Consider the following 14,018-nt stretch of genomic DNA (forward strand, 5'->3'; position numbering starts at 1 on the left):
GTGGAGCGAAAACCTGGCCGGCGCCTCCTCCAGCGCTGGCCCGGTAGGACACGTCAGCCGAGGCGGCCGGTGGCGGCGATCTCCCGGATGCGGCGCACGGTGTCGATGTCGGATTCCCGGTAGGCGGATTTGACGATCTCGGCGTAGCGCGTGTCGCCGGTTTCGTCGGCGTTGGGCAACGTGGTGTCGTAGACGAAGCGGATGAACGCGGCGTTGGCCTCGTTGCTCTCGATCGTCATGGTCAGCGACCCGCCGGCATGTTCGCCGGTGGCTGCGGTGGTGTAGGTCACGCGCTTGTGCGGCTCGAGCGTCACGCGATCCTGGATGCGCGCCTTGCCGAAAACGAGTTCGCGCTCGACCCAGCCGTCACCTTCAGCGGTGATAATGCATTCGTCCAGGCTTTCGACAAATTCGGTCTGCTCCCGCACGCGCAGCACCAGGCCTTGCCAGATCTGGTTCAGGGTCAGCGTGTCGATGAGGGGGTTCAGTGGATCGTTGACTTCCACCAGGTGTTCAAAGCGCAAAGCGGCCTCCGCAAGATTTCGTGACATTATCGCGCGGCTTGGCCGGCCTTGCGCCAAATGAAAAACGCCGGAGGGTTGCCCCAGCCGGCGTTTCCGTTGCGATCCAAGCGTCGCTTAAAAATCGTTCACGATCCGTAGCGAGCGACCCGAGGTTGGCTCGAGAAGCGCAGCCGTACACGGGTACGGCGAGCATCACAGGGCCGAGATCGGGGCGCGCGGTAGGTTCGTGAGCGATTTTTTTAGATTTCTTCGTACAGCGGCAGGGTCAGGAATTCCGCAAAGTCTTCCGACGTCGACATCTGTTCGAAGATTTCTGCAGCGCGGTCAAAGTGGCCCACCGCGCCCGTCTCCTTCACCTTGGCCAATTCTTGCGGGATCAGCCCGCGCACCAGCTCAGCCGTGACCTTGGTGCCGTCTTCCAGCTTGCCCTTGGGCGAGCGGATCCACTGCCACACTTGCGAGCGCGAGATCTCGGCCGTGGCGGCATCTTCCATCAGGTTGTGGATCGGCACGCAACCGTTGCCTGCCAGCCACGCACCCAGGTAGTGGATGCCGACGTTGATGTTCATGCGCAGGCCGGCTTCGGTGATCGGCGTTTCCGGCTGGAAGTCCAGCAGGTCGGCGGCCTTCACTTCCACGTCCGGACGTTGCTTCTCGAACTGGTTCAGCTTGTCGCCCAGCACCGCCACGAATTCCTTCATGGCCGGCTCGACCAGGCCCGGGTGAGCCACCCAGCCGCCGTCGTAGCCGTCGGTCGCATCGCGCTTCTTGTCGCCGATGATGCCGGCCATGGCGATGGCGTTCTTCTCCGGATCGTTCTTGATCGGGATCAGCGCGCTCATGCCGCCGATGGCGGGCGCACCGCGCTTGTGGCAGGTCTTGAGCAGCAGCAGCGCGTAGGCGCGCATGAACGGCGAAGTCATCGTCACCTTGGCGCGGTCAGCCAAGCAGAAGTTCTTGTCGACCTTGAACTTCTTGATGCACGAGAAGATGTAGTCCCAGCGGCCAGCGTTCAGGCCGGCGCTGTGTTCGCGCAGTTCGTACAGGATTTCTTCCATCTCGAACGCAGCGAGGATGGTCTCGATCAGCACGGTGGCCTTGATGGTGCCTTGCGGCAGGCCGATCTCGTTCTGCGCCATCACGAAGATGTCGTTCCACAGACGCGCTTCCAGATGGCTTTCCATCTTCGGCAGGTAGAAGAACGGGCCCGCGCCACGAGCGATTTGCTCCTTGGCGTTGTGGAACAGGAACAGCGCAAAGTCGAAGATGCCGCCGGAAACGCGCTCACCGTCGATCAGCACGTGCTTCTCGTCCAGATGCCAGCCGCGCGGACGCACCTGCAGCGTGGCGATCTTGTCGTTGAGCTTGTAGGTCTTGCCGTTCTGCTCCAGCGTGAGCGTGCGGCGGATGGCGGCCTTCAGGTTGACCTGACCCTGGATCTGGTTGTGCCAGCTCGGCGAATTCGAATCTTCGAAGTCGGTCATGTAGCTGTCCGCGCCCGAGTTGAACGCGTTGATGACCATCTTGGCATCGACCGGGCCGGTAATTTCCACGCGGCGGCAGTGCAGTGCCGGCGGAATCGGAGCAACCTTCCAGTCGCCTTCACGCACAGCTTTCGTTTCAGCCAGGAAATCCGGGCGCTCGCCGGCATCCAGGCGTTTGGCGCGCTCGACACGGGCTGCCAGCAGCTCCTTGCGACGCGGCTGGAAGGCACGATGCAGCTTGGCAACCAGCGCCAGCGCTTCGGGGGTCAGAATGTCTTCGTAGGCCGGCAGAATCTCAGCCTTGATCTCCATGCCTTGGGGCAGCGTGAGCGCCATGGTTGTTCTCCAGAGGATGATGTGAGGGTTGAACGGGTTCGGCCCTATGGCTGGGCCGATTGAATGCAATGCCTTATGTCGCTTGTGTTGCCTGCACGAACTGCAGCAGATCGCGCATGTCGTGGCCGGCCGCGGTGGGCGCCACGTCGAGTGCCTCGGGCGGATGCCCCAGGCGGTTGATCCAGAACGTTGTGAAGCCGTACCACGTCGCGCCGCAGGCATCCCAGCCGTTGGACGAGACAAACAGAATCTGTTCCGCAGGCACACCAAACGCTTGTGGCGCCAACGCATAAGCTTGCGGCGCAGTCTTGTAGAGCTTGATCGCGTCGACCGAAAGCACGTGATCGAACAGCCCGGACATGCCGGCACTCTTCACGGCAATGTCGAGCATCTGCGGGTTGCCGTTGGAAAGGATGCCCAGCGGCAGCCCCATCTCGCGCAGGCGACGCAGCGCGGGCACGTTCTCGGGAAACGCCGACAGGCACGCATATTCGCGCATCAGCGTGGCTTCGTCGTGGGCGGAAAGCTCTACGCCCAGGCGCGCCGCCGCATAGCGCAGCGCATCGACGGTGATGTCCCAGAACGGCTTGTAGTGTTCGCCCGAGGGGCCGGCCAGCGAGCGGATGCGCGTGTAGTCGATCTGCTTGTCGCGCCAGAGCACCGACAGCGCTTCGCCCTTGCCGGCAAACAGTTGCTCGGCGCGCGCGGCCACGGAATACACGTCGAACAACGTGCCATAGGCATCGAAAACCACCGCGCGAATCGAACTCATCAGAAGCTCCACGGACCAGAAGGTCCGCATTTGCGCGTTCCATCACACAGAACGCCTTGCCGACCTTCGCAACGAGGGCCATTGTAGAAAAGCTGACGCACCGCACAAAGACGGCAATGGTCACTTGATCTTTAACTTTTACCGATGGAATGACGAGTGATAACCTTTATATTCGTCACAATCCCGCAGGCCCCGGTTGCCACGGTATACATCAGGCATGGATCATTTCAAGCAGCTCGAAACCTTTGTCGCCGTCGCAACACGCGGCAGCCTATCCGCCGCCGCTGCCGCTGAGGGCGTGGCGCCTGCCATCATCGGGCGCCGCATCGACGCGCTGGAAGAACGCCTGGGCGTCAAGCTCCTGGTGCGCACCACGCGACGCATCACCCTCACGTTCGAGGGATCGGCGTTCCTCGAAGATTGCCAACGCATTCTCAATGACCTGCACAACGCAGAGGCCAGCGTTTCGGCCGGTGGCGTAAAGGCCAGCGGGCACCTGCGCGTGACCGCCCCCGCCGGTTTTGGCCGCCGCCATGTCGCGCCGATGGTGCCGGACTTTATCGAGGCCCACCCGGATGTCTCGATGACGCTGGACCTGGGCGACCGGGTCGTCGATCTCGTCAACGAAGGCTTCGACTGCGCCATCCGCCTGGGCGACCTGCCCGATTCAAGCCTCGTGTCGATCCGCCTCTGGGAAAACCGCCGAGTGGTGGTGGCTGCGCCGTCGTACCTGGAGCGCCGGGGCGTTCCAACGCAGGTGGAACAGCTTTCGACGCACAACTGCCTGGCCTTCGGCGCCAGCGCCAACGTGCAGCGCGGCTGGGTCTTCCAGCAAGGCGGCAAGGCCGTCACCGTGAAGGTCTCCGGCACGATGGAATGTACGGACGGCGCCGTGCTGCGCGAGTGGTGCCTGCAAGGCTATGGCCTGGCGTGGCGCTCGTGGTGGGAGGTCGGGCATGACATTGCCACGGGCAAGCTGGTGACGGTGCTCGATGCCTTCGAAGCGCCGCCGATCGGCATCCACGCGGTGTTTCCGCAGCGCAAGCACCTGCCGCTGCGCGTGCGCTTGTTCATCGACTTCCTCAAGAACACGTACGGCAACCCAGCCTACTGGCGCCGGGCGGACGCCTTGATCGGGATGGATTAGCAATCACCCCGAGTGGGTGAAATACCGCGTGCGGCCTACAATCAAGACAAGAACGTCTTCCCGCATCCCACCTCAGGAGGCCGCATGTTCCAGCACATCCTCATCCCCACCGATGGTTCCGAGCTGTCGCGCAAGGCGGTGGCGGGGGCGCTCGACTTTGCCAAGACGCTGGGCGCGCGCCTGACGGCGTACACCTGCCTGGAGGAATACCCGTACACACCGTTTTCCGAGATCGTCGTCGAGACACCGCAGGCGTTCAAGGAACGCGTCGAGGCGCAGGCCCGCGTGGTGCTCAAGGACGTGGAAGACGCCGCCGTCAGCGCCGGCATTCGTTGCGACACCGACATGAGCTGCTTCGCCGTCCCGTACATGGGCATCATCGACGCGGCCGAACGCCATGGCTGCGACGTCATCTTCATGGCATCCCACGGGCGGCGCGGGCTGGCCGGGCTGCTGCTCGGCAGCGAAACCCAGAAAGTGCTCACGCATACGGAGATTCCGGTAATCGTCTATCGCTGAAATTCCTCCTGCCCACACGATATCCAGCCGCCTTTTCAGGCGGCTTTTTTTTCTCCTTGACTCTTGCCTTGCCGGCGCATACAACTTTGTACACAAAACAAAAACATCTTGTGTACATTTTTGCGCACAAAGACTGCACGGTCTTGAAACCGGCAAAAAACCAAAGGAGACAGCATGACCAGCACTACCGCTTCGGCGGCGCAGGCGGTTGATTCGCCACACGCGCATCCCAACGTCGTCATCAAGCCCCACTACGATCCGCGGCTCACCAACGAAGATCTCGCCCCGCTGCGTAAGCAGACCTGGGGCACCTACAACATCTTCGCGTTCTGGATGTCCGACGTGCATAGCGTGGGCGGGTACCTGACAGCAGCGAGCCTGTTCTCCCTGGGCCTGTCGAGCCTGCAGGTGCTGTTTGCGCTGCTGGTGGGCATCGTGATCGTGCAGGTGTTCTGCAACCTCGTCGCCAAACCCAGCCAAGCGACCGGCACGCCGTATCCGGTGATCTGCCGCGCCTCGTTCGGGGTGCTGGGTGCAAACATTCCGGCCATCATTCGGGGGCTGATTGCGGTGGCTTGGTACGGCATCCAGACCTATCTGGCATCGAGCGCATTCCTCGTGCTGGCGCTGAAGTTCATGCCGCAGCTCGCGCCGTATGCAAACGTCACGCAGCATGGCTTTGTTGGCCTGTCGACGCTGGGTTGGTCGGCGTTCATGCTGCTGTGGGTGCTCCAGGCGTTCGTGTTCTGGCACGGCATGGAATCGATCCGCAAGTTCATCGACTGGGCGGGCCCGGCGGTGTACGTGGTGATGATCGCGCTGGCCGCATGGCTCGTGCACAAGGCGGGCTGGAACAACATCAACCTCACGCTTTCCTTCCTGAAGTACGAGGGCTGGGACGCAGTGCCGGTGGTGCTCGGCGGGATCGCGCTGGTGGTCTCGTATTTCTCCGGCCCGATGCTGAACTTCGGTGATTTCTCCCGCTACAGCAAGGATTTCACCTCGGTCAAACGCGGCAACTTCTGGGGGCTGCCGGTCAACTTCCTCGGCTTTGCGCTGCTGACCGTCATCACCACGTCGGCCACGCTGCCGGTGTTTGGAGAGATGATCTCCGACCCAGTCGCCGTCGTTGCCCGCATCGACAACATCACGGCCGTCGTGCTGGGCGCGCTGACGTTCATGATCGCGACCATCGGTATCAACATCGTCGCCAACTTCGTGTCGCCGGCATTCGACTTTTCCAACGTGGCGCCGCAGCACATCAGCTGGCGCACGGGCGGCATGATTGCGGCGGTGGCGTCGATCTTCATCACGCCCTGGAACCTCTACAACAACCCCGAGGTGATCCACTACACGATCGACGTGCTGGGCGCGTTCATCGGTCCGCTGTTCGGCATCCTGATCGCCGATTACTACTTCGTGCACCGCCAGCAGGTGCATGTGGACGATCTCTACACGCTGCGCCCCACGGGCCGCTATTGGTACCGCAACGGCTACAACCCCGCTGCCGTCTGGACGCTGATCCCTTCCGCGTTGATTCCGATGGCGTGCGTGGTCTTCGAACGGCTGCACGCACTGGCCAACTACAGCTGGTTCATCGGAGTGGGCATCGCGCTGGTGCTCTACACCGTGCTCAGCCGCAAGCAAGGCACCCTCTCTCGCTAACCGGCGTCATCCACGCATCAAGAACATGGACATCCGCATCATCAACCCCAACACCACGACGAGCATGACCGCGCTCATCGGCCGCTGTGCGCAAGCCGCGGCCGCATCGGGCACGTGCATCACGGCGGTGAGCCCGAAGATGGGCCCGGCTTCCATCGAAAGCCATTACGACGAGGCGCTCTCGGTGCCCGGCATCCTGGAGGAAATTCGTCACGGCGAATGCGATGGCGCCGACGCCTACGTCATCGCCTGCTTTGGCGACCCGGGCCTCTACGCCGCACGAGAACTGGCGCACGGCCCCGTGGTCGGCATCGCCGAAGCCGCCATGCACATGGCCAGCCTGATCGGCAACAGCTTCAGCGTGGTGACGACGCTGGAGCGCACCGTCGGCATGGCCTGGCACCTGGCAGAGCGCTACGGCATGCGGCACGCGTGCCGCAACGTCCATGCAAGCGACCTGCCCGTGCTCGATCTGGAGAAACCCGGCTCCAACGCACGCCAGATCATCCTGGAAGCATGCCGCAGCGCGCTCGCACAAGACCGCAGCGACTGCATCGTGCTCGGCTGTGCCGGCATGGCCGACCTCTGCGAAGACCTGAGCGCCGAGTTGCGGGTGCCCGTTATCGACGGCGTGGTGGCGGCGGTAAAGCTGGTCGAGGCGCTGGTCGGCATGCGGCTTTCCACCAGCAAGCGCGGCGATTGGGCCCGCCCGCTTCCGAAACCTTACACAGGAATGCTTGCTCCGTTTGCGCTGGCGTAGTGCAAAGCGGAGTGGCGCATTTGCTACCATGCACCATTCCGCTTTTTCTTCTGCACTGCCACCTGCCATGCCCGCACCCGCACGGGAACCTGCCGACGGCCAACCGGCTGCCGAACCGATCTACCAAGGCCTGCTGACGGCCATCATGGAGCACCGACTGCCGGCCGGCACCAAGCTGGTCGAAGAACGGCTGTGCGAAGCCACCGGCGCAGGCCGGCCGCGCATCCGCCAGGTGCTGGCACGATTGGCACATGAGCATCTGGTGACCCTCGTGCCCAACAAGGGCGCGTTCGTCGCGCAGCCTTCCGTGAAAGAGGCGCGCGACGTTTTCCAGACCCGCCGCATCATCGAACCCGAACTGGCAAGCATGCTGGCAAACGCGTGCACGCCAGCCAAGGCCAAACGCCTGCGCGAACACATCGCGGCCGAACACGCGGCGCGCGAACGCGGCGACCGCGCGGCCACCATCCGTCTGTCCGGCGAATACCACGTCCTGATTGCAGAGATGGCCGGCAACCATGTGCTGGAACGGCTGACGCGCGAAGCGGTGTCGCGCACCTGCCTGATCATCACGCTCTATGACCGCCCCGGCCTGCCCGCCTGCCCCGAGCACGAGCACGACACCCTGACCGAAGCGATTGCCACCGGCGATGCCGCGCGTGCGCACGACCTGATGCGCGAGCATCTGGAGCACATCGAGCACTCGCTCGACCTGCACGCGACACCCACATCGGCGCTGGATCTCGAATCGATCTTCAAGCGCGCCTGATCGGCCACACCACAATCTCGCAGACGAAAAAAAACCGCGCCGTTGCAGAGGCGCGGTTCGAGAGGCCGGCGTGTGGTCAGCACGGCCGGCCCAGGTACCTAGGTGCCGGATGCGTCGGCAGCCTCAGGCAACCTTCTTGGCTTGCGCCGTTTCTTCGAAGAATTGTTCGTCTTCCGTCGAGCCCTTCAGCGCCGTGGTCGACGCCTCGCGTTCGATGGTCTGCGTCACCGCGTCGAAGTAACCCGTGCCGACTTCGCGCTGGTGCTTCACGGCGGTGAAGCCCTTTTCCGCCGCCTTGAACTCGGCCTCTTGCAGCTCGACGAAAGCGCTCATCTGGTTGCGGGCATAGCCGTACGCCAGGTTGAACATCGAGTAGTTCAGGGCATGGAAACCGGCCAGCGTGATGAACTGGAACTTGTAGCCCATCGCGCCCAGTTCCTTCTGGAAGCGGGCGATCGTCACGTCGTCCAGATTCTTCTTCCAGTTGAACGACGGCGAGCAGTTGTAGGCCAGCATCTTGCCCGGGAACTTGGCGTGGATGGCTTCGGCAAACTTCTTGGCGTATTCGAGATCCGGCTTGCCGGTTTCGCACCACACGAGGTCGGCCACCTCTGCGTAGGCCAGGCCGCGCGAGATGGCTTGCTGCAGACCCGGCTTGGTGCGATAGAAGCCTTCGACGGTGCGCTCGCCGGTGCAGAACGGCTTGTCGTTCTCGTCCACATCGGTGGTCAGCAGATCAGCGGCTTCAGCGTCGGTGCGGGCGATCAGCACGGTCGGCACGCCCATCACGTCGGCAGCCAGACGTGCAGCCACGAGCTTGCTCACGGCTTCGCGGGTCGGCACCAGCACCTTGCCGCCCATGTGGCCGCACTTCTTCACGGCGGCCAACTGGTCTTCAAAGTGCACGCCGGCCGCGCCGGCCTCGATCATGGCCTTCATCAGTTCGAACGCGTTCAGCACGCCGCCAAAACCGGCTTCGGCATCTGCCACGATCGGGGCAAAGAAGTCGATGTCGTCCTTGCCTTCCGACCATTGGATCTGGTCAGCGCGCTGGAACGTGTTGTTGATCTTCTTCACAACCTTGGGCACCGAATCCACCGAGTACAGCGATTGATCCGGATACATCTCGCCGTTGCTGTTGGCATCGCCCGCCACCTGCCAGCCCGACAGATAGATCGCCTTCAAGCCGGCCTTGACCTGCTGCATGGCCTGGTTGCCCGTCAGAGCGCCGAGCGCGTTGACGAAGGGTTCGTTGTTGATCAAGTCCCACAGCTTTTCGGCACCACGCTTGGCCAGCGTGTGTTCAATCTGCAGGGAACCGCGCAGGCGCACGACATCTTCAGCGGTGTAACCACGCTTGATGCCCTTCCAACGCGGGTTGGTATCCCATTCCTTCTGCAGCTTTTGCACTTCGAGTTCGCGTGACATCGCACTCTCCTGTTTGATCGCATCCATCAAATAAAAACCGGTATCTCACTCTGCGCCTTGAGCCGCTGGCACCTTCTTGGGGCGCTGCTGGGTGGCTCAAGTCATATGTCTTATATAAGAGTGTAGAAATGACAGGTGCAGCGCAACAAGGAGAAGATGCGCGGGAATTGAAGTTTTTACTCCATATTTTTCAAATACTTAGGGCCTCAGTTTCATGATGCGGAAAGATTTTTTCTATCATGAAAGAGGGTGATGGTGCTGTGCGATGCAGAATTTTTGCGGACCAAAACCCCTTTCCGCATTGTGAAAAATCCTAGACGCTTGCCCATCACATCGAGATGTCACAAAAAACGCCGCAGATGCGGCGTTCAGGATGCTGATGATCGCGTGTGCGCTCAGGACGGGCGCTCTAAGTCCGCCAATACATCCCACAGCAGAAGATCCGGCGCCTTGCCCCGCAAGGCCGCTGCTACAAACAGATAGATCGCATCGATGAAACCGGCCCGGAACTCGCGCGGCAGCGCGTGCGTGATGCCGTCGATTTTCGAGCGCAGCCGCATGGCCACGAAGGGCCGGCCGGCACGCGCATCAATGTGCGTACGGAAGAGAAAATCCTTGGCTTCGAGGGCGCCCGATTGGTAGTGGCGTAGCGCGTTCAACGTGCACCTCCGTAAAACGGAGGCCAGGAGATGCAAGACGGTGGCGAGGGATAAGACGCGGGGCGATGCCCGCTTGATGCGAAAGACATGACGTCTCCTAGATGAAGAGGCCAGCCGCTCGCTGCTAAACGAGGGTGGCGGGCCTGACGACGGCGTTAGCAGACCGGCCATCTAGAAACCGGCAGACCCGAAGGTCTCACCGCCCGGCCCGCCATGAAGCATAGGCGTGCACAAGCACCGGACATTGTCCGTCTAGATGGCACATCTGGTGGGCTGCTAAACCCGGCTGCTCGAACGAACAGCGCGCGAATTATATCGCGCGCCCCACCCCCTCAAAATCGGAATCAGCCTCGAGACATTCGATGCGCCACCCAATCTCCGCCCGTGATGACGGGCCGCCCGGCAATGTGCTGCGGGCTGACCGGATAGACGATGCAGTCGACCGGTTCGCTGCCCAGCATGACGGCGTGGTTCTCGCGTAGGAACAACGCATCGCCGCCGGGGTACACCTCTTCGATCTCGTCCAGCACGGGAACGAGCGCCGCGTCGATCCGATACACATCGCCACGCACGGCGGTGCCGGTCGGGTCCAGCACGAGGCCGGGGTACGCACCAAAATCGTACAGGCGGCCGTGCAACGTGGCGGTACCGAGCAGTTCCGGTTCGGGAATGCCGCGCTTGGCTGCGGCAACCCGCAAATCATTCGCCTCACCGGCGCGCAGCGTGCCGTAGACGAATACGTGGATGGCATTGGCGCGGGTCATTCGAGCATGTCCTGCGAGACCAGCACACCGTCTTCATCGGCATAGACCCACTCGCCGGACTGGATGTAAGCGCCCGGCATCTGCACGCCGACTTCGCGCTGCCCGGCGTTCTTCTTGATGCTCTTGCGCGGATGCACCGCCAGGGCGTGAATGCCGACGTTGCATTCGGCCAGCTCGCGCGTATCGCGCACGCAACCGTTGAGCAGAATGCCCTCCCAACCGTTCTCTTCCGCCAGCTTGCCGAGGTTGCCGCCCACCAGCGCGCAGCGCAGCGAACCGCCGCCGTCGATCACCAGCACGCGGCCTGCGCCCTGCTCTTCCAGCGCGGCGCGTACCAGGCCATTGTCTTCAAACACCTTGAGCGTGGAGGCCGGGCCGGCAAACGCGGCGCGCTTGCCAAAGCTGCGGAACACCGGCGTAAGCACACGCAGGCTGCCGTACACCAGCTTGTCTTCGTGCATGTCGCACAAATCAGTCACGGGAATCATCGTCATGGCAATGGATGGTTTGGCGTTGGCAAAAACAAAGAATCAAAAAACGAAAGCGGAATCAACTGCGCGACTGTGCACGCAACGAATCGATCGTCGCGCGTGGGCTGATGATGTTCGGATCGGTCTGCACCTCGATGACGGACGCAACGCTTGCTGCCAGCGCGGTTTCCACCGCCGACTGAAAGCCTTCGAGCGAGCGCACCGTGTGCCCTTCAGCGCCGTAGGCTCTGGCCAGCGCGGCAAAGTCCGGGTTGCGCAGCTCGGTACCGCTGACGTGCTCGGGGTACTCGCGCTCCTGGTGCATGCGGATGGTCCCGTACATGCCGTTGTTGACCACGATAAAGATGACTGGCGCGTTGTACTGCATCGCGGTCGCCAGCTCCTGTCCGTTCATCAGGAAGCAGCCGTCGCCGGCCATGCAGATGACGGGCGTGTCGGGGCAGATGATTTTGGCCGCCACTGCGGCGGGTGCGCCATAGCCCATCGCCCCGCTGGTCGGCGCCAATTGCGTGCGCGAGCCTGCCGCCAGGGCGCCATATTGGTAGAAGCGATGCAGCCACGTGGCGTAGTTGCCTGCGCCATTGGTCAGGATGCTGTTGTGCGGCAGGCGATCGCGCAGCCAACGCATCGCGCGGGCCATGTCGATGCCCTTGCCTCCAAACGGCGGCGGCACGATGTTGGCGAGGTAATCGGCGTTGGCGGCTTCTGTCCAGGCGGACCAACGCGGCGGCGCATCCGGCGACACGCCGTCCAGCGCTTCCGCAATCGCCGGCATCGATGCATGAATCATCAGGTCCGCCTGGTAGACGCGGCCCAACTCCTCTGCGCCGGCATGCACATGCACCAGCGTCTGCTTCGGCCGGGGCACATCGAAAAGCGTATAGCCCGAGGTTGTCATTTCGCCCAGGCGTGTGCCGATGGCGAGCACCAGGTCGGCGTCTTTCACGCGCGCCGCGAGCTTCGGGTTGATGGCGATGCCGACATCGCCGGCGTAATTCGGGTGGCGGTTGTCGAACAGGTCTTGCCGGCGGAACACGCAGCCTGCGGGCAGATTCCAGCGCTCGGCAAAGGCTTGCATGCGGGCGGCGGCTTGCGGTGTCCAGCCGGAGCCGCCCAGCAGCAGCATCGGGCGCTCGGCGTTCTGCAACAGCGTCTTCAGCCGCGCAAGGTCATGCGGATCGGGCCACGCCATCGCCCGGGTTTTCGTTGCCACCTCGGGCGGCACATCCGGCACGGTCGCAACCTCGGTCAGCATGTCTTCGGGCAGCGCCAGCACCACCGGGCCGGGGCGGCCCGCGGTGGCGGTCTGGAAGGCGCGTGCGATGTATTCGGGGATGCGTTCGACGCTATCGATCTGCGCGACCCACTTGGCCATCTGGCCGAACATGCGGCGGTAGTCGATTTCCTGAAACGCTTCGCGGTCGACGAAATCTCGGCCGACCTGGCCGATGAACAGGATCAGCGGCGTGGAGTCCTGAAACGCGGTGTGCACGCCAATGCTGGCGTTGGTGGCGCCCGGCCCGCGTGTGCAGAAGACGATGCCGGGGCGGCCGGTGAGCTTGCCGTAGGCGTCCGCCATGTTGGCGGCGCCGCCCTCTTGCCGGCAGACGATGAAGCGTGCGCGGTCGCGGCGCTGGTAGAAGCCTTCGAGCACCGAGAGGTAGCTCTCGCCGGGCACGCCAAAGGCCATGTCGACGCCGTGGGCCAACAGCGCATCAACAAGGATCTGGCCGCCGTGGCGTGGCTCGGCAACGTTGCTGGCGTGGCGTGCGGCTGGTGTCTCCATGGCGGGTACTCTCGCTCTCGATCCGTTGACGACACAATGGATCATAGCGGAACACGCCGCCGCGGCGACTACATCTGGCGGAACAAATGTGCGTATTGCCGCGCGACGGGCAGCGTCTCGGTGCGCCCCCGGATCTTCAGCCCCAGGCGGCCCAGCGACAGATGCACAGCGCTCGACACATGCGCCACGTTGACCACCGTCCCGCGGTGCACCTGCCAGAAGTGCTCCGGGTCAAGCTGGGTCAGCAGGTCACGCAGGCTGGTGCGGATCAGGGATTCGCCGCTGCCCGCCACCACGTTGACGTACTTGTCGGTCGCTTCCAGATAGATCACGTCATCCACGGGGATGAAGCGCACTTCCTGCCCGACCAGCGCCTTGATAAAGCGCAGATAACCGCCCTGCGGCGTGGCCCGCGTTTGCGCGGCGCCCTGCAGGCCCGCAAGGCGCTCGACAAGCTCAGCCAGCGTCTGCGCGGGGTCCGTGGCGGCGGTGGGAGTGGCGGCTGCGTTGCCGTTCGGGCGCGTGCCGAGCCGGTCCTTCAGCCGCTTGACGGTCTCGGCCAGGCGCTCGGTCTGCACGGGCTTGAGCACATAGTCGACCGCGGCTTGCTCGAAGGCATCAAGCGCGAACTGGTCATACGCGGTAACGAATGCCACCAGCGGACGAACTTCCCGGGCCGACAGCTCGCGCGCCACATCAATGCCCGATAGCCCCGGCATGCGGATATCGAGAAAGACCACATCGGGCTCCTGCCCATCAGCCGCATCGTCAATCACGTCGAGCGCGGATTGGCCATCGTGCACGGCCGGCAGCAACGTGGCCTCGGGCCATAGCGCCGCCAGTTCAGCGACGAGGTTTTCAGCCAGTGCCGGTTCATCATCGGCAATGAGCACGCGTGGGGAAGCAGGCATCGA

14 protein-coding genes are annotated in these 14,018 nt (G+C 63.2%); 5 read left to right on the plus strand and 9 right to left on the minus strand.

Annotated elements, in window-relative coordinates:
- Positions 1-53: 53 nt before the first annotated feature.
- The 3 genes from NG898_RS12795 to NG898_RS12805 all read right to left on the minus strand — a co-directional run bounded on the left by NG898_RS12795 (position 54) and on the right by NG898_RS12805 (position 3,116).
- Positions 54-524 (minus strand): SRPBCC family protein, encoded by a 471-nt coding sequence (locus tag NG898_RS12795; protein ID WP_232042998.1) that lies wholly within the window; start codon positions 522-524, stop codon positions 54-56.
- Positions 525-763: 239 nt separating this feature from the next.
- Positions 764-2,344: a malate synthase A gene (aceB, locus tag NG898_RS12800; RefSeq protein ID WP_092970618.1), complete on the minus strand. Its 1,581-nt coding sequence runs from the start codon at positions 2,342-2,344 to the stop codon at positions 764-766.
- A gap of 73 nt (positions 2,345-2,417) precedes the next feature.
- Positions 2,418-3,116 (minus strand): haloacid dehalogenase type II, encoded by a 699-nt coding sequence (locus tag NG898_RS12805; protein ID WP_252692635.1) that lies wholly within the window; start codon positions 3,114-3,116, stop codon positions 2,418-2,420.
- 217 nt (positions 3,117-3,333) lie between these two features.
- Between NG898_RS12805 and NG898_RS12810 the strand changes: the two genes are divergently transcribed.
- From NG898_RS12810 to NG898_RS12830, 5 genes are all read left to right on the plus strand, one after another.
- Positions 3,334-4,263 (plus strand): LysR family transcriptional regulator, encoded by a 930-nt coding sequence (locus NG898_RS12810; protein ID WP_116575792.1) that lies wholly within the window; start codon positions 3,334-3,336, stop codon positions 4,261-4,263.
- 84 nt (positions 4,264-4,347) lie between these two features.
- Positions 4,348-4,782: a universal stress protein gene (locus NG898_RS12815; protein WP_004626578.1), complete on the plus strand. Its 435-nt coding sequence runs from the start codon at positions 4,348-4,350 to the stop codon at positions 4,780-4,782.
- 174 nt (positions 4,783-4,956) lie between these two features.
- A complete protein-coding gene (locus NG898_RS12820) occupies positions 4,957-6,447 on the plus strand; it encodes an NCS1 family nucleobase:cation symporter-1 (protein WP_252692636.1) in 1,491 nt (496 codons plus the stop codon).
- 25 nt (positions 6,448-6,472) lie between these two features.
- On the plus strand, positions 6,473-7,207 hold the full coding sequence (locus NG898_RS12825; RefSeq protein ID WP_252692637.1) for an aspartate/glutamate racemase family protein: 735 nt from the start codon (positions 6,473-6,475) through the stop codon (positions 7,205-7,207).
- A gap of 28 nt (positions 7,208-7,235) precedes the next feature.
- Positions 7,236-7,976, plus strand: a complete 741-nt coding sequence (locus tag NG898_RS12830) for a GntR family transcriptional regulator (RefSeq protein WP_252692638.1) — start codon at positions 7,236-7,238, stop codon at positions 7,974-7,976.
- Positions 7,977-8,099: 123 nt separating this feature from the next.
- Here NG898_RS12830 and aceA read toward each other — a convergent pair whose 3' ends face one another.
- From aceA to NG898_RS12860, 6 genes are all read right to left on the minus strand, one after another.
- Positions 8,100-9,404: an isocitrate lyase gene (aceA, locus tag NG898_RS12835; protein WP_024975843.1), complete on the minus strand. Its 1,305-nt coding sequence runs from the start codon at positions 9,402-9,404 to the stop codon at positions 8,100-8,102.
- Positions 9,405-9,799: 395 nt separating this feature from the next.
- Complete coding sequence (locus tag NG898_RS12840) at positions 9,800-10,063, minus strand: hypothetical protein (RefSeq protein ID WP_252692639.1); 264 nt, start codon at positions 10,061-10,063, stop codon at positions 9,800-9,802.
- A 344-nt stretch (positions 10,064-10,407) separates the two neighbouring features.
- A complete protein-coding gene (locus NG898_RS12845) occupies positions 10,408-10,827 on the minus strand; it encodes a gamma-glutamylcyclotransferase family protein (RefSeq protein ID WP_252692640.1) in 420 nt (139 codons plus the stop codon).
- Positions 10,824-11,321, minus strand: coding sequence for a ribonuclease E activity regulator RraA (gene rraA / locus NG898_RS12850; RefSeq protein WP_027677514.1), 498 nt, complete (start codon positions 11,319-11,321; stop codon positions 10,824-10,826). Before rraA ends, NG898_RS12845 begins: the two co-directional genes overlap by 4 nt.
- Positions 11,322-11,376: 55 nt before the next feature.
- A complete protein-coding gene (locus NG898_RS12855; RefSeq protein WP_252692641.1) occupies positions 11,377-13,104 on the minus strand; it encodes a thiamine pyrophosphate-binding protein in 1,728 nt (575 codons plus the stop codon).
- A 68-nt stretch (positions 13,105-13,172) separates the two neighbouring features.
- Positions 13,173-14,015: a LytR/AlgR family response regulator transcription factor gene (locus NG898_RS12860; RefSeq protein ID WP_252692642.1), complete on the minus strand. Its 843-nt coding sequence runs from the start codon at positions 14,013-14,015 to the stop codon at positions 13,173-13,175.
- Between the last annotated feature and the right edge of the window lie 3 nt (positions 14,016-14,018).

Origin of the sequence: Ralstonia mojiangensis (assembly GCF_023955645.1) — a bacterium.
Lineage (GTDB): Bacteria > Pseudomonadota > Gammaproteobacteria > Burkholderiales > Burkholderiaceae > Ralstonia > Ralstonia mojiangensis.